Source organism: Myxococcales bacterium, assembly GCA_023898405.1.
Classification (GTDB): Bacteria; Myxococcota; UBA727; order UBA727; family JABDBI01.
On record CP060221.1, the window covers coordinates 1,581,111 to 1,600,712 of the forward strand.

Annotated in this window: 18 protein-coding genes and 1 tRNA gene; 8 read left to right on the top strand and 11 right to left on the bottom strand. The window is 38.3% G+C overall.

Annotated elements, in window-relative coordinates; translation table 11 throughout:
- Positions 1-11: 11 nt before the first annotated feature.
- From H6731_07210 to pgl, 4 genes are read left to right on the top strand one after another with little or no spacing between them, the layout of a single operon-like run.
- Positions 12-1,550, top strand: coding sequence for a hypothetical protein (locus tag H6731_07210; GenBank protein USN50055.1), 1,539 nt, complete (start codon positions 12-14; stop codon positions 1,548-1,550).
- 10 nt (positions 1,551-1,560) lie between these two features.
- Positions 1,561-2,544 (top strand): decarboxylating 6-phosphogluconate dehydrogenase, encoded by a 984-nt coding sequence (gnd, locus tag H6731_07215; protein USN50056.1) that lies wholly within the window; start codon positions 1,561-1,563, stop codon positions 2,542-2,544.
- A complete protein-coding gene (gene zwf / locus H6731_07220; protein USN50057.1) occupies positions 2,541-4,067 on the top strand; it encodes a glucose-6-phosphate dehydrogenase in 1,527 nt (508 codons plus the stop codon). The genes gnd and zwf overlap by 4 nt, the downstream gene beginning before the upstream one ends.
- 1 nt (position 4,068) lies before the next feature.
- Positions 4,069-4,791: a 6-phosphogluconolactonase gene (gene pgl / locus H6731_07225; protein ID USN50058.1), complete on the top strand. Its 723-nt coding sequence runs from the start codon at positions 4,069-4,071 to the stop codon at positions 4,789-4,791.
- A gap of 12 nt (positions 4,792-4,803) precedes the next feature.
- On the opposite strand, the gene H6731_07230 is transcribed toward pgl, so the two are convergent.
- The 4 genes from H6731_07230 to H6731_07245 all read right to left on the bottom strand — a co-directional run bounded on the left by H6731_07230 (position 4,804) and on the right by H6731_07245 (position 8,803).
- The gene (locus H6731_07230; protein ID USN50059.1) at positions 4,804-6,162 is read right to left on the bottom strand and encodes an MBL fold metallo-hydrolase; all 1,359 of its coding nucleotides are present in this window, start codon (positions 6,160-6,162) and stop codon (positions 4,804-4,806) included.
- 66 nt (positions 6,163-6,228) lie between these two features.
- Positions 6,229-7,503, bottom strand: coding sequence for a protein kinase (locus H6731_07235; protein ID USN50060.1), 1,275 nt, complete (start codon positions 7,501-7,503; stop codon positions 6,229-6,231).
- Positions 7,504-7,604: 101 nt separating this feature from the next.
- Positions 7,605-8,426 (bottom strand): hypothetical protein, encoded by an 822-nt coding sequence (locus H6731_07240; protein USN50061.1) that lies wholly within the window; start codon positions 8,424-8,426, stop codon positions 7,605-7,607.
- Between the two features lie 301 nt (positions 8,427-8,727).
- Positions 8,728-8,803, bottom strand: a tRNA-Asn gene (locus H6731_07245).
- A 384-nt stretch (positions 8,804-9,187) separates the two neighbouring features.
- Here H6731_07245 and H6731_07250 point away from each other — a divergent pair.
- Positions 9,188-10,087 (top strand): hypothetical protein, encoded by a 900-nt coding sequence (locus tag H6731_07250; protein USN50062.1) that lies wholly within the window; start codon positions 9,188-9,190, stop codon positions 10,085-10,087.
- 188 nt (positions 10,088-10,275) lie between these two features.
- Here the strand turns inward: H6731_07250 and H6731_07255 are convergent, their stop codons facing one another.
- The 5 genes from H6731_07255 to H6731_07275 form a co-directional block, all read right to left on the bottom strand.
- Positions 10,276-10,542: a hypothetical protein gene (locus tag H6731_07255; protein USN50063.1), complete on the bottom strand. Its 267-nt coding sequence runs from the start codon at positions 10,540-10,542 to the stop codon at positions 10,276-10,278.
- Positions 10,543-10,608: 66 nt separating this feature from the next.
- A complete protein-coding gene (locus H6731_07260) occupies positions 10,609-11,547 on the bottom strand; it encodes an electron transfer flavoprotein subunit alpha/FixB family protein (GenBank protein USN50064.1) in 939 nt (312 codons plus the stop codon).
- 11 nt (positions 11,548-11,558) lie between these two features.
- Positions 11,559-12,317: an electron transfer flavoprotein subunit beta/FixA family protein gene (locus H6731_07265; GenBank protein ID USN50065.1), complete on the bottom strand. Its 759-nt coding sequence runs from the start codon at positions 12,315-12,317 to the stop codon at positions 11,559-11,561.
- A gap of 448 nt (positions 12,318-12,765) precedes the next feature.
- Complete coding sequence (locus H6731_07270) at positions 12,766-13,515, bottom strand: PspA/IM30 family protein (GenBank protein USN50066.1); 750 nt, start codon at positions 13,513-13,515, stop codon at positions 12,766-12,768.
- 121 nt (positions 13,516-13,636) lie between these two features.
- Entirely contained in the window at positions 13,637-15,277 is a 1,641-nt protein-coding gene (locus H6731_07275) for an MFS transporter (GenBank protein USN50067.1), read from the bottom strand.
- A 78-nt stretch (positions 15,278-15,355) separates the two neighbouring features.
- Between H6731_07275 and H6731_07280 the strand changes: the two genes are divergently transcribed.
- Together H6731_07280 and H6731_07285 are read left to right on the top strand one after the other, a co-directional pair.
- Positions 15,356-15,835, top strand: coding sequence for a DUF192 domain-containing protein (locus H6731_07280; protein USN50068.1), 480 nt, complete (start codon positions 15,356-15,358; stop codon positions 15,833-15,835).
- Positions 15,836-16,316: 481 nt separating this feature from the next.
- Positions 16,317-16,826, top strand: coding sequence for a gamma carbonic anhydrase family protein (locus tag H6731_07285; GenBank protein USN50069.1), 510 nt, complete (start codon positions 16,317-16,319; stop codon positions 16,824-16,826).
- 237 nt (positions 16,827-17,063) lie between these two features.
- On the opposite strand, the gene H6731_07290 is transcribed toward H6731_07285, so the two are convergent.
- Positions 17,064-17,129, bottom strand: a complete 66-nt coding sequence (locus H6731_07290; protein USN51956.1) for a hypothetical protein — start codon at positions 17,127-17,129, stop codon at positions 17,064-17,066.
- A 243-nt stretch (positions 17,130-17,372) separates the two neighbouring features.
- Between H6731_07290 and H6731_07295 the strand changes: the two genes are divergently transcribed.
- Positions 17,373-18,305: a hypothetical protein gene (locus H6731_07295; protein ID USN50070.1), complete on the top strand. Its 933-nt coding sequence runs from the start codon at positions 17,373-17,375 to the stop codon at positions 18,303-18,305.
- A gap of 30 nt (positions 18,306-18,335) precedes the next feature.
- Here the strand turns inward: H6731_07295 and H6731_07300 are convergent, their stop codons facing one another.
- Positions 18,336-19,592: a nucleoside permease gene (locus H6731_07300; protein USN50071.1), complete on the bottom strand. Its 1,257-nt coding sequence runs from the start codon at positions 19,590-19,592 to the stop codon at positions 18,336-18,338.
- Positions 19,593-19,602: the final 10 nt, after the last annotated feature.

Sequence of the window (19,602 nt, forward strand, 5' to 3'; positions counted from 1 at the left end):
AAGATGCGAGCATGTTTGGAAAAAATGAAACACTCATGCTCGATTGGCTGAATGAACCTCGAGAAATGCTCGGAATGATCGATAATCTTAAAGATCTGAGCGATAAAATAAAACAGCTCAACTTTGAATCAATTGTTCTGATGGGTATGGGGGGATCAAGTCTTGCTGTAAAAGTTTTTCAAGATGTTCTTGCACCCAATACGAATGAAAAATTTTTTGTTCTGGATACAATTCATCCGGATATGCTTGAACGACTTGAAAGAACAATTGATATTTCAAAAACACTCTTCGTTGTTTCAAGTAAATCAGGTACAACGCTTGAGCCAAATCTGTTGTATCAACATTTCTTATCAAAACTTAAAGAAGCCGGAATCGAAAATCACTTTGAGCATTTCATTGCTATCACTGATACAGGAACATCGCTTGCAGAAGAAGCAAATAAGAATCAATTTATAACTTCAGTGAAGGGCAACCCGCTGATTGGTGGTCGTTATTCAGCTTTATCGCCTTTTGGCATTTTTCCTGCGCTGCTCATGGGCATTGATGTACAAAATCTATTAGAAAAATCTTTACAGATGACACAGGAATGTGGTCCAGCTATTTTGCCTGAACGAAATCCTGGAGTTCTTTTGGGGCTCTTTTTAGGAGTAAATACTCTGTGTGCTCATGATCAGCTCGTAGTGTATATTTCGCCATCTCTAAAATCCTTCGGTTCGTGGCTTGAGCAATTAATCGCTGAATCACTTGGTAAGAATCACGGGGGAATTGTGCCTTTGGTAGAGGGTGATCTTGAGCACGTAGCCCTGCCACATAGCATGCACTGTGTGTTGGAGCTTGAAGGAGAGCCCATCGATCCATCGATCAAACAAGAGCTTAGAAAAAATCACAGCAATTGCATTTATCTAAAAATTCCAGATAGATCTGCCATTGGGTCTGAGATGTTTCGTTGGGAAATAGCTATCAGCACCGCAGCGATAATTTTAAAATTAAATCCTTTTGATCAACCTGATGTGGAAAAAAGTAAACAGCAGGCTTTATTGATTATTGATCAAATAAAAAATAAAAAATTTGTTGGGCCTAAAAATGCTTGTTATTCATCTGATGCAGTAGAAATTTTTTCACCTGGTTCAGATAAAGAAACTATCAATGTTATGGCGAGCTTTTTTACCGCAATAAAAGATGGCGATTATTGTGCGATTCTTTCCTATCTTGATGAAACTCCTGAAAATAATTCTCATGTTGATTCATTGGCCGCAAAAATTCGTCAGCATTTAGTCCCTGCTATTGTTCAGCATGGTCCTCGCTATTTGCACTCAATTGGTCAACTATTTAAAGGAGGAAAAAATAATGGCCATTTCATTTTAATTACTGGTCCTTACAAAAAAGATTTTTCCAGTAGTATGGGGATTAACTTTAAAGATATTCACCTGAGCCAGGCTCTTGGTGATTTTCAGACTATGATCGACGACAATCGTCATATTTTACATGTTCATTTAAAAGATGTAGCCGTTGGATTTAGAGAACTTTTGGCGCTTAGCAAGCATATGTAGAGGAAAAGAAATGCAAATAGCAATCGTTGGATTAGGTCGTATGGGACAAAATATGGCGAAGCGTTTGCTCGATGCGGGTCATCTCGTTGTGGGCTACGATAGATCGCCTCAAGTACGCGCTGATATGAATGAATCAAATATGGTTGTAGTGAATTCTCTTCAAGAAATACACGGAGTACTTAAACCACCTCGAGTTGTGTGGGTTATGGTTACTCATGGTGATCCCACTCATCAAGTTATTCAGCAATTAAAACAGGTGCTGGAATTTGGAGATATCGTTGTCGATGGTGGAAATTCACATTTTGTCGATTCAATCAAACACAATAAGGACCTTTCACATTCAGGAATTAATTTTCTCGATGTCGGAGTGAGTGGTGGCGTATTTGGTCTCAAGCGTGGTTATTGTTTGATGGCAGGAGGCGATGAAAAAATTTTTTGGCATCTTGAGCCAATATTCAAAAGCCTTGCTCCAGGAGAACATGCCGCATCAAAGACCAAAAATCGCAAGGTCAATCACTCGTCGGCACATCAAGGATATTACTATTGTGGAAAGAGCGGATCGGGTCATTATGTAAAAATGGTTCACAATGCAATTGAATATGGCATGATGCAATCGTTTGCGGAAGGATTTGAATTGCTAAAAAATGCCGATGTCAAACATTTGCCTGAAGAACAGCAATTTTATTTTGACCTAAGAGAAATTTCTGAACTGTGGCGAAGAGGATCTGTTGTTGGATCATGGCTTTTGGATTTACTTTCTCATGCTTTACATCAAGATCCCCATCTTGATTCTTTTTTTGGGCATGTGCCAGATTCGGGTGAGGGGCGCTGGGCTTTAATGGAAGCTATAAAACAAAATACGCCATCTCCAAATCTTGCCAATTCATTATTTACCCGCTTTCGTTCTCGACAAGAGCAATCTTTTTCGGAAAAAACTTTATCTGCTCTGCGTAAAGAATTTGGTGGACATAGCGAGGATCAGGATAAAAAATGAACGATAAAAAATGCTACGTTGTTACCAAAGGTAAACCTGCTCCCGATTGTGTGATGGTAATATTTGGTGCTGGTGGAGAACTGACCAGTAGGCTTTTGCTACCAACTTTATGCCACTTGGGTGGCGAAAAACTTTTGTCTGAAAATTTTAATGTGGTTGGAGTAGCCGGGCACGATTACAACGATGAATCATTTCGAGAATATCTTTTGCAAGATATTGCGCATAAAGTTCACAATCGAGAAGCAGAAGATTTTGCCAAAGTTCTTTCGAAAAAAGTCCATTATGTTCAAGGACGTTTTGAAAATTCTGAGACATTTCAAAAATTAAAGAATCGTCTTCATAGCATGGCGAAGAAGGAACATGCCAGCACCAATTATATTTTTTATCTCGCTACTCCACCCAGTACTTTTTTATCGATCATTCAATCGCTTCATGCTTTGGGGCTTTTTGATGAGTCAGAAGGGTTCAGGCGAGTCATAGTTGAAAAACCCTTTGGTCATGATCTTGATTCAGCCATTGAGCTTAATTCTTCGATATTGGAATTGATTGAAGAAAGTCAGGTTTACCGTATTGATCACTACTTGGGAAAAGAGACAGTACAAAATTTGCTTGCATTTCGTTTTGCCAATGGAATTTTTGAGCCCATATGGAATCATCGCTACATCGATAATGTGCAGATTACGGTGGCAGAAGAAAGTGGAATTGGAACAAGAGGAAATTATTTTGAGCACGCCGGAGCATTGCGAGATATGCTTCCCAATCATTTATTTCAGCTTTTAAGTTTGCTTGCCATGGAACCACCCATTTCTTTTGAATCAAGAGCAGTGCGAGATGAAAAGGCCAAACTTTTACGTTCTATAAAATTTTATAGCCCTCAAGATGTACTTACTAATGTCGTTCGCGCTCAGTATGGTCAAGGAATGATTGGGCATAAATCGGTCAAAGCTTATTGCGAAGAAAAAAACGTCGACAAAAATTCCATAACTGAAACATATGTAGCCCTAAAATTATTGATCGATAATTGGCGTTGGGCCGAGGTTCCATTTTATTTACGTACCGGCAAACGTCTTAAAAAACGCGTCACTGAGATTGCCATTCAATTTAAAAAAGCTCCATCAATCATGTTTCAAAAAACCCGAACAGAAGAACTTTCACCAAATTTGTTAGTAATTCACATTCAGCCTGAGGAAGGTATCTCATTGCGATTTGGGGCTAAGGTGCCCGGTCCGTCTGTCCGTATTGGCGATGTTGATATGCGTTTTCAATATAAAGATTATTTTGGTCTTAAGGCTGGAACCGGTTATGAAACCTTGCTGTATGATTGCATGTTGGGTGATAGCACCTTATATCAACGGGCAGATATGGTAGAAACGGGTTGGAGCGTTGTGCAACCTATTCTCGACGTGTGGAATGCTATTAAGCCAAAATGTTTGCCAACTTATGAGGCAGGGAGCAATGGTCCGGAAGAAGCAGATGTTTTGCTTGAAAAAGACGGACATTCCTGGCGCAATTTGGCGGAATGATATGAATACGATTGAATTTGAAACGCAAGAAAAATTATTTCAGTGGGCGGCTAAAAATTTTTTCAAGCAAGCTAATGAGGCTCTCAAACATAAAAATTATTTTGATGTGGCCTTGTCTGGTGGTTCCACTGCCTTAAAATTTTTTCCCTATTTACTGCAGGGAGAGCATGCAGTTTTAAAAAAAACACGATGGTTTTTTTCAGATGAGCGTGTAGTTGGCTTACAAAGTGAGCACAGTAATGCAGGACAAGCTTGGAAATTTTTAATAAAAAATATTGATATTGATAGCACGAAGCAATTTTTTCCCATGTTTAGTAGTGCCTCTTCGGCAAGCAAAGCAGCAGCTGATTATCAGTTATGTATTGAAGAGCATCTTTTTTCAAAGATCGAAAAAATTCCCGTCTTTGACTTAATTTATCTGGGTATGGGCAATGATGGGCACACAGCATCACTCTTTCCCAAAAGCACATTGCTCGACGATATCTATGAAAACCCTGCATTGATTGCGGCGACAAAGGAGCCAGATATTGAGCATGAGCGTATCACCATGATGCCTCGCCTAATTTTAGCAGCACAAGAAATTTGTGTACTGACAACGGGAAAATCTAAATTAAATCTTATCAATGAAATTAAAAAATCTGATTATCAACCGCAACGTTGGCCTATACAATTGATTTTAAAAGAAAAGCACAAAAATATTTTTGTGCTTACAAGTTTGGAATAGTCCCTTATGAGCTTATAAAACAACTTCTTCATTGTGTTTGGGAATTTTTGTGTCCCATTTAAAAACTTTTTTTATACGATCGGAAAATGCTTTTGATGCTTCAGTTTCACCGTGGGTGATAAATACTTTGGGATTTTTAAGTTTACTTTCGTTGAGCCAATGAATGAGTTCATTGTAGTCACCATGGGCAGAAAGGCTGGTGATTGTTTCTATATTTGCATTTACTTTTAAATCATCTCCAAATACTTTTATCTTAGAAACTCCATCTTGCAGCGCTCTTCCCCTGGTGCCAATCGCTTGGTAACCCACCAGCACCACAGTATTTTTGGGATCAGAAATGTAGTGTTTTAAATGGTGAAGAATACGTCCTCCCGATGCCATACCACTGGCAGAAATAATTATCTTTGGCTCATCTATCTCGTTGATTGCCTGTGACTCTTGAGTAGTGCGTGTCAGTTTGGCGATTGAACACATGGAATATGATTGTTGAGCATCGAGGCGATGTTCATCGTGATAGTGGCAATAAAGTTCAGTTGCATCGATGGCCATGGGGCTATCGAGAAATACTTGAATATCAGGAATTTCTTTTTTATCTTTCAGTACATGAATAATATGAAGAATTAGTTGAGCCCTACCGACGGCAAAGGCGGGAATTACAATGGTGCCTTTGTTAGAAGCTGCTCGATTAATTATTTTTGACATTTTTTCTAATAGATTTTCCTTCTCGTGAAGCCGATCGCCATAGGTAGATTCGATCACAAGATAATCAGCATCAGGTAGAGGGTCTGGAGGGTTCATTATTAAATCTCGATAGTGTCCAACATCCCCCGAGAAAATAATTCTTTTGCCTTCGATCTCCAATAAAATAGAAGAAGCTCCTAAGATATGGCCGGCTCGAAAAAAAGTAATATTGAGTTCATTAAATAATTGAGTTTGCGTATGAAAGTCTATGACCTTAAAAAAATTAAGGCTTTCTTCTGCTTGCTCGCGTGTGTAGAGAGGAAGGGCTGGTTTGTGTCGAGAGTAGCCTTTGTGATTTACGTAGCGAGCTTCTTCTTCTTGCAGATAGCCAGAATCGGGCAAAAGAATTTTAGATAATTCAAAAGTTGGCTCAGTACAGTAAATAGGACCTTTAAAACCAGTTGACACCAGTCTGGGCAAATATCCCGTGTGATCAATGTGGGCGTGAGTTATGAATACAGCTGAGATCTCAGATGGATCAATTTCCAAATTATGCCAGTTGCGTTCTCTGAGCTCTCGCCCTCCTTGAAAAAGACCGCAATCAACCAAATAATGATGATTGTTGCAGCTTGTGAGAAGGTATTTAGAGCCGGTGACAGTGCCTGCAGCACCCAAGAATTTTATTTTCATATATCCCCCGTTTTTATCTTATAAAAATTGCGGGGGATATTTTTATTTTAGGCCCAAAATACTTTATTAAAGGACATGTTTCTGAGCGATGCTGAGAATATCGTCAGAATTAGGTCTGTTCTTAGGACTTTCATCGATCATGCTGATTATTAGATCTTGCAACTCATCCGAATAAGTTTGGGGAATAAGATGATTTAGTTTGCCCTTCCTCAAGTTATCCCATAGTTTTCCCTGGTCTGGCATTTTTTTCAATGTAGCCATTTCAAAAAAGACGACGCCAAGGGAAAACACATCAGATTTGTAAGAGAATTGTTCATTTTCTAAAACTTCCCTTGCTAAATATCGTTTATCACCTTCCTCAATATCTAAGGGGCTAGTATCGCTTTTACAAAAGAGACCAAAGTCGCCAATATGAGGAATATTTAAGGAATCCAAGAAGATATTATCGGGCTTGATATCATTGTGAAAAGTCTGTGCATCTTCCATATTCTTGAGACCAAGGGCAAGATGATAGATCATATGCCACATCTCTTTTTCTGGAAGCTCAGTAAGTTTAGATATATTTTGCAGTTCATCGATATAGTCGGATAGATTTTTTTCAAAAAGTTTCATTTTTACAAAAGTAAATCCTTCATCATGCCAAAACTCTTGAGCTGCAGCGAGAAGAGCTTTGTCTTTCAAAAGCTCAACTTCTTTATTTAGTTTATTTTTGAGTTTTTCTGAAGCGTTATTAAATACTTTAAAAGCAAAGCATTGATCGAGATCGTTTTTCAAGCATGCTTTAAAAACACCAGCTTGATCACCTTTGCCTAAGAATTCAACCGCAGTATACCCCTTTCTTTCAAGCAGCGGCATTATCTCGGCTGGATTGTCAATAACTTGTTTTTTTCCAGGTGTCTTTGGGCATATAATTTTTGAGTTTTTTGTTTTTCTTGCTTCTAACTCGATTTTTTCTAAACTTGAAAAGTCAGGTGCAAAAGAACATAAATCAGGAAGGGGAAGAGCAAAAGAAGGACCTTCGGTATTAGTCTCGTCTGCAAATTTTTTATTTAATATCCAATTTTCATTGTTATTGTCTCTTTTTCGCTTTTCTCCTGGCATTTTGCTTTCATCAGATGGTGAAAAATCGAAATTTAGCTTTTTTCCTATTCTTTTTTTGGGTTGAAGAGCTATTCGGGTAAGCGGAGGAGTATCATTATTATCTCTATCATTCAGAACGTTGAAATCTAGCTTTCGCCTTTGCTTTTGAAAGTGAGTGGCCTCAATATTAAAAGAAAACCCCCAAACAAAAACGCACAAAAGAGATAGTGAAAAATATTTTTTTAATTTAAAGAGAAGCATAGCGTTTCCAAATATTATGATTAAAAATTTAATTAATTTAAATCGAAACGCTGATTGTAATATTCTTGTTTGAATCGTCAATTAGGAATGACTTTTTAAAATTAATGATCATTCATAAAATTAATAAGCGGGTAATTGTCTGATTTTAAAAGAGATATTTTTACGTAGATTGTATTAGGAAGCTCTTTTGACTTTTTAAGTATAAATTGAAGTTTTTTTTGCTCCTTTTGTTCGGAATATCTTTTAAATTCAGCAAAAAAACTCTCTATTTCAGCTGCACTTTTTTGGGTGGCAAAGACTATGTGATTGTCATTACTTAGCCAGGTATACATAGCGTTGGCCATTTTTTGACGTTCAGCACTTTTACTTTTTTGATCGAGCAGAGTTGATAAATAAAAAGTGGATTTTTGCTCAGGCTCAATGTCAAAGATATCCCAAAACTTAGCGTCAATTTTTTCTAGCGATGCACTGTGTGCTAATGGAAGATAAAAATCATTTAGTTTTTTTTCTAGCGCATTGTTAAATTTCATGAGCTCGTCAACTGAATTGTCACCTATAAAGAGTTCTGTATTGAGAGAAATTTTCATTTGATTAAGGGCATTTATTAGAAAATCATGCAGTGTGTTATTTTCAATACATCTAACTAATTGCTTGTGTGTTCGAAATTTTCTAGCAGATGGATCACAAACAACGAGCTTTTCAAAATTTTCACACAAATAAAAGGCAAGCTTTGGCACAAAGACAGTATATAAGTTTTGTCCGTAGCCAATGAATTGGGCAATTTCATCAACAGATTCATCTTGGGGCAAAAAAATTCCATCATTCATGATTTTTGGTAGAGTTATAGGTTCATCAGATGGAGGTAGTGCTGTCGTGTTTAAAGATATTGCCAAAAGAGTAAAAAATAAAAATCTTTTTAACATGAAATCTCCAAGATATATTTATGTTTCTCGTCGAGAAAAAAAATAAACATATAAAGGAAAAAATTTTTTTTAAAACTGCTTTGAGATGTACTTTTCATTGCCCTAATAAATTTGTTCTATTTTTAAGAGAAACAAAAAACTTTATGCTAATCCCAGAAATTACGGACCCCTTAATTTTTTCCTAGTCTTCGCTTTGTTGCGGGCGTTCAGAAATTAAAGGGGAGGTTCTTGGCATTGGGTATAAAATGAGATTTGTTTAAGGCATAAAAAAAGCCCTTGAAAACCAAGGACTTTTTAATTTTGGCTCCGCAAGACGGACTCGAACCGCCGACCCGGTGATTAACAGTCACCTGCTCTACCGACTGAGCTATTGCGGACCAATACAGAACGCTAACATTCCCTAATATTTTGGTCATGTCAATATTTAAGTGAGAAAAATTTATCCGACAGGGATAATTTTTTCTAAAAATTGTACCTTGAGTTGAGTTTTTTCTAACACTGAACAAAAAAATAGTATTTGATCATGGCTGATTTTTTAAGAAGAACTGAGATCAGGTTGGCTTATGATCTTCATCCAGTTTTTATGTTTCATTGCTACCAAAATTCCAAATTGATCGATTGTTAAATTTCGAGCCCCTCTAGAGCTTTTTTAGGAACAACATACAGAAACATGAGAGAGCCCTAGTATTGAGACCTTACTTAGTATGAACAATTTTGTATTATTATGTTCCATTTTGATGCTGAATTTGCCCTTAGGTGCAATGGCAGGTGACACAGAAATTTTGTTGGTAAGCGAGCTGAGAGATATTGAAAGTCAAAGAATAAGTGCAGAAATAATTGCTAAAAATCTTTCTAAAGCTGAGAAATATGCTTATAAAATGTTTCTATCTAAAGTAAACGAAAAAATAGATACACATTTGGAAGAACACGGTGCTATTAGCAAAGAAGAGCTAAGAGCAATTGTAAGACGAGAAATTAAACAATTTTCTATACAATCAAGTACAACATTTGTTTTGTTCACATCCTATATCGGGTTAAATATGCTTTATGCATGGGGAGTGGCACAAATTCCCTATCCTGCCCTAACTTCGACACTGTATACTTTGCAGACAATCTTAGGAATTTCTCTGAGTGCTCCAATTTTGACTCCATGGATTTCTCGGTTTAGGAATTGGGCATTTAATTTTAGAGAGCTCGAAAAAAGCCATGCGATACATATCAAAGATTATGAGAAGCTTTGGTATGGCTCGAGCAGAGAGCTGTCTATGAATGCCGAGATGTCCAGAAATGTGACAGTTTACTTTTTTATTTGGTTAAATAACTATCAGGATAAGGCTGAGCGAATAAGCTCACGGCACAAGGATGAAGAAAAAAAACTTGATGAGCTCGCAAAACTATTAGCTTTATTCGGAGTGCAAAGTAAAAAATTGTTTCCTGAATTAAGTTTGGATAATCCTCTTGTTAAAGTTGAAATAAGAAATTTTATGAATGATATTGCCAAGCTCTATTCTATTGAACATCACTCAAACTTTTTTTTGATGGTAGAACAATATGTGTGTGACTTTGTTCAATCTGAAGATTTAAAAGATCAAATCATGCCGAATGTTAATTCGCTAAAAAAATATTGTGTAATGAGTCAAGTTGAAAATACGTATTTATAATTTTTTAAGAGGCTTGGGTAAACCTTGCCTCGAACACTCATTAAGCTTGTCTGACGATGTATAATTTCTATGAACCATGGGACTTGAAGTTCTTACCTTCGTTAAGAAAAATTTATTGACCAGCATGATTGTAGAGCAATGAATATAATGAAGCGGGTAGATAAGCTTAGGCAAAGAATTACCTGGATCTATTGTTCCTGTAAGCGGTTAAGCTCCATTTTTATCATATCGCGTTTATGCTCAATCTGAGAGAGCTCTCTGTCTGCCCTATAAACATTTTTAGCGCTCATAAATTTTAGGCGATCTTGCATGCGGTGTTTGATTGCCAGTTCGCATTGATGGAGTTCAATCAATTGTTTTTCAAGATTGGCTATTCTTTTGCCAATATTATCTTTTGGGCGAGCAGCAAAGTTGGTACATGCTTGATAGGCATTCATTGGATTATTTATACGCATAAAAAACCTCCCGATTGCTTTTTATAACCGGGAGGTTTTCATTTTGGCGATAGTTTTTATGCAAATTTAAGAAAGTGCAGCCATAAGTTCGGGGATGGCTTTGCTCACATCAGCAACCAAACCATAATCTGCCACCTGAAATATCGGAGCTTCAGGATCTTTGTTGATCGCTACGATAACTTTTGATCCTTTCATGCCTGCAACATGCTGTATGGCGCCGGAAATTCCCAATGCAAAATAAAGTTTTGGAGCAACCACTTTGCCTGTTTGTCCAACCTGCCAGTCGTTGGGAACCCAGCCTGCATCGCAGACTGCTCGGCTAGCTCCGATGGCAGCTCCAAGCTTATCTGCCAAAGGCTCGATAAGTTCTTTGAAATTTTCGGGACTTTTAAGGCCGCGTCCACCTGCAACAACTACATTCGCATCGGTAAGTTCAGGACGCTCTGATTTAACAGCATCAAAGGAAACAAAACGCATGGAATTATTTCCCAAAGACACATCAAAAGGTACAACTTGACCTTCTGCACCTTTTTTCTCAGCTGCAGGAAATTCACTGACTCGTACCGTGATGACTTTGACTGCGCTGAGTAATTCAATTTCTCCCAGCAAATCACCTGCCCACACCGGCCTTATAAAGCTTGATTCATTTACAACTTCTTGAATGTCTGAGGCCTGAGCTGCATTAAGACGAACCGCAACACGGGGAAAAATATCTTTTCCAGCAACAGTAGCCGATGCCCACACGTGAGTTGCATTAATATTTTTGGCAACATCTGAAATAACTTTCGAATAGCTTTGAGCAAGTCGGTGAGCAAGGCCATCATGCTCGCACATGTGAACCTTATCGCAATAGTGAGAGAATTCCTGAGCTTGCTTAGCGATATTTTTTCCTAAGACAACTCCATGAATTTCTCCGCCTATTTTTTGTGCTGCGGTAATAGAGGAAAGCGTAGATTTTTTGATGCCGTTTTCATCATGTTCAGCAAAAATTAAATGGATAGCCATGGTTTTCTCCTTTAGAGCACTTTTGCTTCATTTTTAAGTTTATCGACAAGCTCACTGATATCAGCCACGCGCTGTCCTGATTTGCGGCTTGGTGGGTGAATTAATTTTTTTAGTTTTGCTTGCGGTTGATGATCGATACTAAGTTCACTGATTTGAATAAAATCAAGAGGTTTTCTCTTGGCTTTCATAATACCTGGAAGTGGAGCATAACGAGGCTCATTGAGACGTAGATCGGCACTTATGATGCAGGGAAGATCAACTGCTAGTGTTTCAAGTCCACCATCTGCTTCACGAATGACAGTTGCTTCTTTGCCGTTGATAGTTACGGTGTTTGCTTGGGTGGCTTGGCCAACACCCCAAAGCTCAGCAAGCATTTCAACTGTTTGGTGATTATCGTCATCAATGGATTGTTTGCCCATCAGTACCAAGTCAGGGCTTTCTTTTTTAACCACCTCATGCAAAATTTTTGCGATGTATGCAGAGTCTAGATTGTGCGAAATATCGAGATTTGCCTCGACTAAAATACCGCGATCTGCGCCCATAGCCATGGCTGCTCGCATTTGTGTCTCACAATCTTTGGTGCCGACCGAGACAACAACCACTTCTCCGTCATGTTTTTCTTTTAGCCGCAAAGCCTCTTCGACAGCAATTTCATCGAAAGGATTCATGATCATATTGACGCCATCACGTACAATATCCATGCCATCAGCGCTTATCTTTAATTTGGCTTCATAGTCGGTCACTCGTTTGACGCTCACCAATATTTTCATAGTCGACTCCTTTAGATCAAACAGCTAAAAAGAAATGCTAAGAAAATTATTTAACAAAAAAAATGCCCCGTACAAAGAAAGATCGGGACGAAATTATTTTTGCTTGAAAAGTTTTCTGGAAAAAATATTTAAATAAGCTGAGAACATGAGCGCAGTTCAGAATTGTGCGCTTGCAGGTTTGCTAAAAGCCTAAAGTAAAAAATTAGATGCTTTTGTCTTTGATGTCCGTGTTTTGTAGTTTATTTTCAATGTACTGAGCTCCTGCGCACGATATTTCCTACAAATAATGTAGCTGGATTTCTTAAATACGCTCTAAGAGAATAAAAATTTTAGTTTGGTAAATTTTTAAAGCATCAAGAACATATTTTGAGCAAAGTTTAAAAAAAAATCGGCGCTTCAAACGAGTGTTTGAAGACACCTTCTCGGAGCTCCAGCTTCATGTGCTCATCTATCTTTTCGAGTGAGCTTCTAGTTCTTTTTCGATTTTTTTAAGTTCTGTTTCTTCGTTTTCTTGTTTTGTATTGCTTGTAGAGACACCCATTTTTTCTTTGAGGGCCGCAAGAGCATCGTCCGAGCCAACTACTTCAAGTTTTTTAAACTGCGCAGAAAGTTCATCCCCTTGGATCTCGTTGGCCAATTCAGTAGCAGCGCTTGCCTCTGCTTCCATCTGATCAATTTTTTGTTCCATGCGTGAAATGGTATCAAGCGCATTAGTGTTGCTCATTCCTGACATGGTATCGGTAATGGTTTTTTGGGCTTCGGCGCGTTTAGCTCTAGCAACCAAAAGATTTTTCTTGCGTTTAGCGTCTGTAATTTTTTCGTTGAGCGTACTAAGGGCGCTTTTTAATTGCTCTACAGCTTGCTGTTGTGTACGCCACTGTTCTTCAAAGCCAGTTGCTAATTTTTCGTGTTCACTTTTACGCTCTAAGGCTTGGCGGGCCAAATCATCTTTGCCTGCTTTAACTGCCAACATAGCTTTTTGCTCCCAATCTTGAGCGAGAGCCCTTTCGTCATTGTATTGCTTCAGAAGTCTTTTTTCATCAGCAATGGAGACCGCTACTTGTTTTTTGGCATTGATCAACTGCTCTTGCATATCCAGAAGCATTTGATTAAGCATTTTTTCTGGATCCTCTCCCTTTCCTATTAAGTGATTGAGGTTGGACTTAATCATGGTCCAAAATCTTTGAACAATTGCCATACAGTTTCTCCAGAAAATATCTTATTTAGGTCCTTCATCTATCCTTATCGGCACTAAAAATCAAATAGCAGCTAACTTTTTTCCAAAATTAGCTGCTTTAAAAAATCTGTAGGATCAAAAATTATTGGTGGTAATCTCGCACCTTATAAGCAGAAGCTCTGAAGGCAAAAATTACCGCAGCAACAGCCATCAGTCCAGCAAAAAGCCAAAAGAAATTGGTGAGTGCCAGGTGAGAAAAGTGTGCCAAAAAAGCCACCAAGGCATTGCCAAGGGCTACTGTTAAAAGCCAAAAACCCATCACTGTTGATTTCATGCGTTTTGGTGCCTGGGAATAGGCAAATTCAAGCCCAGTGATGGAAACCAGAATTTCTGAAAGCGTTATTAAAAAGTAGGGAATCAATTGCCACATAACATGAATCTGCATATCGCCCGCAGCTTCAATTCTTGCTTGCAGCAGAGCAACAGCCATAAAACTGGTGGCAGCAAGAAGCATTCCCAGAGTCATTTTTTTCAAGGGTGTAAGAACGATTCCTACTTTTTTGAGTGCAGGGTCAATAGTGTAGGCCCAAAAAGGAATCAGAATCATTACTATAACAGGGTTTAATGATGGAATTTGTGAAGGAAGGAGAGTGATTTCTCCGATAAAAGGAAGCCACATGCTACGATCCATCATTTCTGCCTGTCTGATCCAAGATGATGCGTGTTGATCAAAGAGGGCCCAAAAAATGCTCACCATGATAAAGACGCTCATAATACGAAAAACAGCTTTTACACCCTCAACTGCTTCATCACCAAATTCTTTTTGAGCAGATTGAGTGACTCTTCCCATGTCCCTCATGCTGCTGCTATGTGAGCCTGCTGCTACCAACACTGCTTCTTTTCTAACAAAAAACTGAGACATCCATTCTTTTAACATGAAGGTGCTGACAGCAAGGAAGCCGTCGTCACGAGAGAGGCTTTGTCGATAAGAAAAAATAAGGAAGCCGCTGTAAAGGCAAGCACATGAAACTGCAAGCATTATCCAAAGTGGCTGACTTGCAGTAAAAAACCAAGATCCAAAAGTAAGAAAGAGCATGGTAGAGCTTAGTGCGTCGAGGAAGCCTAATTTCCCGCCTGGTCTGGCAGGAATATGGACAAACTCATTTCTGCCCATCCAAAAAAGTATGGTGGCAATAAACATCAAGATGCCGGGAATGGCAAAGGCGATACTCCAGCCAAAATATTCTTTGATGAGTGGAATAAAGAGCACGGCAAAAAAAGATCCAAAGTTGATGATAAAATAAAAAATTTGGTAGACACGTTCAAGATATCGCCAGTTTGAGCGACCAAACTGATCACCAACGTGCGCTGATACGCAGGGTTTTATACCTCCCGAGCCAATAGCTATCAGGACAAGCCCGCATGTAAGTCCAACAATTGAACCTTCGGTAAGTGATAAAACCAAATGACCCAAGCAGTAAACCAAAGAAATCCAAAGAATGGTGTTATATTTTCCCAAAAATCGATCTGCGATGATAGCGCCAATCATAGGAAAAGCGTAGACGCCGGTTTTAAAGAGGTGAACTGTTGAAGTGGCCATATCCGCCGCTTGATCTTCCGGCATGGATTGAGTGACAAAAAGTGTCACGCAATAGACGTAGAGAATGGCATTCATTCCATAATAAGAAAAGCGTTCGCATCCCTCATTGCCGACAATATACTTGATACCCGGTGGCCATCCTGTCATTTCATGATCAGGACTCTGTCGATATTTACTAGCCATTCAATCCCCCAAGCCTGTAATCTAAAGATCGCTCAATCAGCACGTGTCTTTCAACTCAAAGACCAAAGAAGGTAATTTATGTTCGTACGATCTAAATATAATGTGTTGGTGTTTGTTGTTTTGACTAATGTTTTATTTGTTAGCCTGGGTGCAAAAAAAAATTGCAGCTCCATGGATATGTCTATTCGCTTCGCTTCAATCAGCTTTCCTAAAACTCCAGCCAAAGGGCGTTTTCATGTTGAAATCGCTGATACTTTTAAGAAACAGGCCTTGGGGTTGATGCATAGACCTAAACTCGCCAAAGACGGTGGTATGCTTTTTGTCTTTGAAACAAATGACATACATAGTTTTTGGATGAAAAATACGTTAGTATCACTTGACTTAATATTTTTAGACGAAAATTTTACAGTAGTAGATACAGTCAGAAATGCACCAAAAAATAGTGAAAAAGCTATCACCCCCTTAGCAAAAAGCCTCTATGTTTTAGAATTAACGTCGGGTGTGATCGATGATTATTCTATCGAAATTGGTGATAAAGTTTTGGTTTCATTTTTATGAAAAAATATCTTCCAAAATTCAATCAAATGGACGCCCCCAAGGTCGATAGCCCTCTTTCAGGAATATTTATCATTGCTCAATTTGAGTGACAAAAGCGAAGATCAGATTCTACAGTGTGAGCCCATGGCAAAAATTACGGCAAAGCTTGAGGATGCACTATGGCCGAACTGAAGGTCTAACTCTCATAAGCGCACTAATCTCTTAAGCAGATTGGAAGGAAATCCTTATCTCACAAATTATGCCAAGCCTCATGATGATATTCTCTATTGGGTGAAATATTTTTGAGAAGAAAAAATCTAGCAATAGATTGTGGTATGGGACAAAAAAACGGTCAGTTATCCACGCAATTTGCATACAATAGCAGAAGATGATCTTGTAAAAATTGTGAAAAAAAATATGTTTACCGATTGAGTCAAAGAAATTTAATTCGAAATTATGTGATCGAAGGTTACTCCTTTGAAGTTAGAAGTAGGGCAAATTTATGATCGAGTCTATTTTAGGGCATCAACCACAGATTCACCCAAGAGCCTTTGTACATCCCCAAGCTTGCGTGATTGGTCAAGTGATTATTGAAGAAGGCGCAAGTATTTGGCCTGGCGTAGTTTTGCGCGGTGATATGGGGCTCATTCGCATTGGAAAAAATACTTCTGTGCAGGATGGTAGCATCTGCCATATGACTTCTGATTATTCTGAAACAATTATTGGTGATAACGTAACCATTGGTCACGGAGTGATTGTTCACGGAGCCATTATCGAAGATTATTGTCTTATAGGTATGGGTTCGATTTTGCTTGACCAAGCTCGCATAGGTAGCTTGTCTTTCGTAGCCGCAGGTTCATTGGTGACAGGTAAAAAAAATTTTAGCAGCGAATCCTTTATCTGCGGTTCTCCTGCCAAAAAACTTCGCTCTATTAACGAAAAAGAAAAAATGATGTGTCTAAGCTCGGTGCAGCATTATCTTGACGTTCAAAAACTTTACTCGAAAGAATAGATTTATTTTTCAAACACCTTTAAGAAATTGTTTTGAAATCACCTAAAAAATCATTTTTTCTCAGCACTTAAAAATTGTTTAATTTTTGCTGGCATACAGTGACAGCACATCTAACTTCTTTCGTTTTGCTCAAATTTTTTGTCGTCGCTGAGTTTGGTCCAAGAATTATGATTTTGTAACAGAATTTTGATTGGTAAAACTGCAAGTTGCGGTGTTGCTCGATGCAGTTTACCCATTCTAAGCAACGTTAATCTTTATTGTTTCATCTTTTGCGCTTTTTTTGGGCAAAGTAACACGAAGCATCCCATCCTTGCATTCTGCCTTTAATCGATATCAATTTTTGGGGCTCTATTTCTGCTGCGTGAGTTATAAGAACGAGCCCGAGACGAGTAAAGAGCTGAAAAGAAATTGTTTGTATCTGAAATTATTATTGGATACAGCAATTGATGTTGTTTAAAATAAATTGTAACCATTGTATATAGTAAAAAAATAGAATTTTTTTGTTGTTATTAATAATGTTTATTTATAGATTTTATTGGGTTGTTTGTGAGGAAAAATAATTATGAAATTATTTGGATTTTTTTATGTTTATTTGTTTCGATATTCCTTATTGATTGTGGCCCCGGGACAGGTACTAATGCTGGAGTGAGTAATAGTGATAGGCAAAGAAAACTTTCATCAAGTGAAAGCCAGGAATTTTTAAGAAACCTGGGCGAGTTTCAAAATTTATATGAAAAAGAGAGCTTAGTTATTGGCAGTTGGGTCAATAATTCAAGAAAAATACTAGGTATCCCCGATCCTTCAGGGAAGGATAGCTATTATGAAAAGCTGGCACAGCCTGTTGTGCAGGTTGGGGAAAATATTGCTCAAGCTGGTAACTATGTAGGATTGGGAGCAAAAATTTTAGGCTATATCGGAGTGCCTGGAATGAGTTTGGTAAGCGATATGGCCTCCATGACTTCGTCACTCAAAACAGGTACAAGTGTCATAAAATTTGCCCAGCCAAGTAATCTGAGGGAACAAACATCAAATGTTTATAAGTTTGCACTGTCTTTGAAGAAAAAGTGGTGGGGACTTAATCAGTCAGAAAAAGACTCAGCATTGGCTGACTTAGAGGCTATTAATGGAGAGTTAGCTCAAGGGCAAAAAGTGAGTCAGAGCATAGACAAAATGGCGAAAAATCTTGAGCGCTTGTATAAAAATCACAACAATAGCCTTAGTCAGGCCTCGTTGCTTTATCCCTATGCAAAATTTTATGCTTTAGAATTAGGGACCAATATGGAGCTAACGTATGGGACACTTGAGGCATTAAATGCGATGGGAGAAATTTTTAGCAAGAGTTTGGACAGTTATAAATCTGACAAAAAAATTGAGGCTGCTATCAGTAATTTTGAGAAAGAATCTGAAATACTTATCGACATCCAAAATCTGAAGAAGAGTGTCATTGCTATTTCCCAACAGATAAAGCAGCCCCGATAGAATGCTCGTGACTGCAATCACAAGTTAAAATTATGGATTGGTGAGCTCATGAGTTAGGGGCATGGAACTCGCCGGTTTTTTAAAAAGAACAATAAAACATACAGCGATCAAGGCTGCATAAGCTGCAAAACAAAGCCATATTCCGCGCCAGTCAAACTTGTCGCCGATGAGGAAGTATTTGTCTATAATAATCCCGCTTATTCTGCTGCCGAGTAAGGCTCCAAAACCATTGACCATCATCATAAATAGGCCTTGTGCGCTTGCTCGCATTTTTTTATCAACTTGGGTTTCTACATACAGGGATCCTGAAATATTAAAGAAATCAAAGGCCATGCCATAAACGATGCAAGAGAGCACTATCATCCACAGACCATCCCCAGGGTTACCAAAAGCCAAAAGACCAAAACGCAAAGCCCAAGCTAACATACTCATAAACATCACGTGTTTGATACCAAAGTGGCGCAAAAAGAAGGGAATAGTGAGAATAAAAGCCGTTTCAGAAAATTGAGAAATGGATAAAATAACTGCTGGGTGCTTTACCGCAAAAGTATTTTTATATTCAGCAATTAAGGCAAAGTCGTGCAAGAAGGTATCGCCATAGGCATTGGTTAGTTGCAAAGCAGCCCCAAGCAACATGGCGAAAATAAAAAAGAGAGCCATATTAAAATCTTTGAAAAGAGCAAAAGCATCGAGTCCTAATCTTTGTGAAAATGACCCCGTTTGCGTTTTTCCCAGCGGAGGGCAGGCCGGCATGCTCAAAGCATAAAGGGCGAGAAGCAGCGAAACTACTGATGCTATGTAAAATTGTCCGATGGAAGTTTCTAAACCACTCAAGCTTGTAGTCCAGAGTGCTGCAATGAAGCCAATTGTTCCCCAAATTCTGATAGGAGGAAAATCCTTGATGACGTCCATGTTAGATTTTTTCATTGCTGTATAGGAGACGGAGATAGAAAGAGAGATAGTTGGCATGTAAAAACACATGTTGATGAGCATTGCCCAAAACATACTTGAAGGGTCTTTAACTTGAGTAATATAAAATAAAGTAATTGCTCCCATAAAATGAAAAAAAGCATATAGCTTTTCTGCATTAATAAAACGGTCAGCTATCATTCCGGCAATGGCCGGCATGAAGAGTGAAGCAATACCCATAGTCGAAAAAATAGCGCCAAACTCAGAGCCAGACCAATGTTTAGTTTGAAACCAATAAGCACTTATGGTTAAAAGCCATGATCCCCAGATGAAAAATTGCAAAAACTGCATCAGAATAAGTCGAAATTTTAAAGTCATAAAATGTACC

Excerpts from the sequence above, each read along its gene's own strand:
- H6731_07210 (USN50055.1), top strand. The coding sequence starts at position 12 with ATGTTTGGAAAAAATGAAACACTCATGCTCGATTGGCTGAATGAACCT.
- gnd (USN50056.1), top strand. The coding sequence starts at position 1,561 with ATGCAAATAGCAATCGTTGGATTAGGTCGTATGGGACAAAATATGGCG.
- zwf (USN50057.1), top strand. The coding sequence starts at position 2,541 with ATGAACGATAAAAAATGCTACGTTGTTACCAAAGGTAAACCTGCTCCC.
- pgl (USN50058.1), top strand. The coding sequence starts at position 4,069 with ATGAATACGATTGAATTTGAAACGCAAGAAAAATTATTTCAGTGGGCG.
- H6731_07230 (USN50059.1), bottom strand. The coding sequence starts at position 6,162 with ATGAAAATAAAATTCTTGGGTGCTGCAGGCACTGTCACCGGCTCTAAA.
- H6731_07235 (USN50060.1), bottom strand. The coding sequence starts at position 7,503 with ATGCTTCTCTTTAAATTAAAAAAATATTTTTCACTATCTCTTTTGTGC.
- H6731_07240 (USN50061.1), bottom strand. The coding sequence starts at position 8,426 with ATGTTAAAAAGATTTTTATTTTTTACTCTTTTGGCAATATCTTTAAAC.
- H6731_07250 (USN50062.1), top strand. The coding sequence starts at position 9,188 with ATGGCAGGTGACACAGAAATTTTGTTGGTAAGCGAGCTGAGAGATATT.
- H6731_07255 (USN50063.1), bottom strand. The coding sequence starts at position 10,542 with ATGCGTATAAATAATCCAATGAATGCCTATCAAGCATGTACCAACTTT.
- H6731_07260 (USN50064.1), bottom strand. The coding sequence starts at position 11,547 with ATGGCTATCCATTTAATTTTTGCTGAACATGATGAAAACGGCATCAAA.
- H6731_07265 (USN50065.1), bottom strand. The coding sequence starts at position 12,317 with ATGAAAATATTGGTGAGCGTCAAACGAGTGACCGACTATGAAGCCAAA.
- H6731_07270 (USN50066.1), bottom strand. The coding sequence starts at position 13,515 with ATGGCAATTGTTCAAAGATTTTGGACCATGATTAAGTCCAACCTCAAT.
- H6731_07275 (USN50067.1), bottom strand. The coding sequence starts at position 15,277 with ATGGCTAGTAAATATCGACAGAGTCCTGATCATGAAATGACAGGATGG.
- H6731_07280 (USN50068.1), top strand. The coding sequence starts at position 15,356 with ATGTTCGTACGATCTAAATATAATGTGTTGGTGTTTGTTGTTTTGACT.
- H6731_07285 (USN50069.1), top strand. The coding sequence starts at position 16,317 with ATGATCGAGTCTATTTTAGGGCATCAACCACAGATTCACCCAAGAGCC.
- H6731_07300 (USN50071.1), bottom strand. The coding sequence starts at position 19,592 with ATGACTTTAAAATTTCGACTTATTCTGATGCAGTTTTTGCAATTTTTC.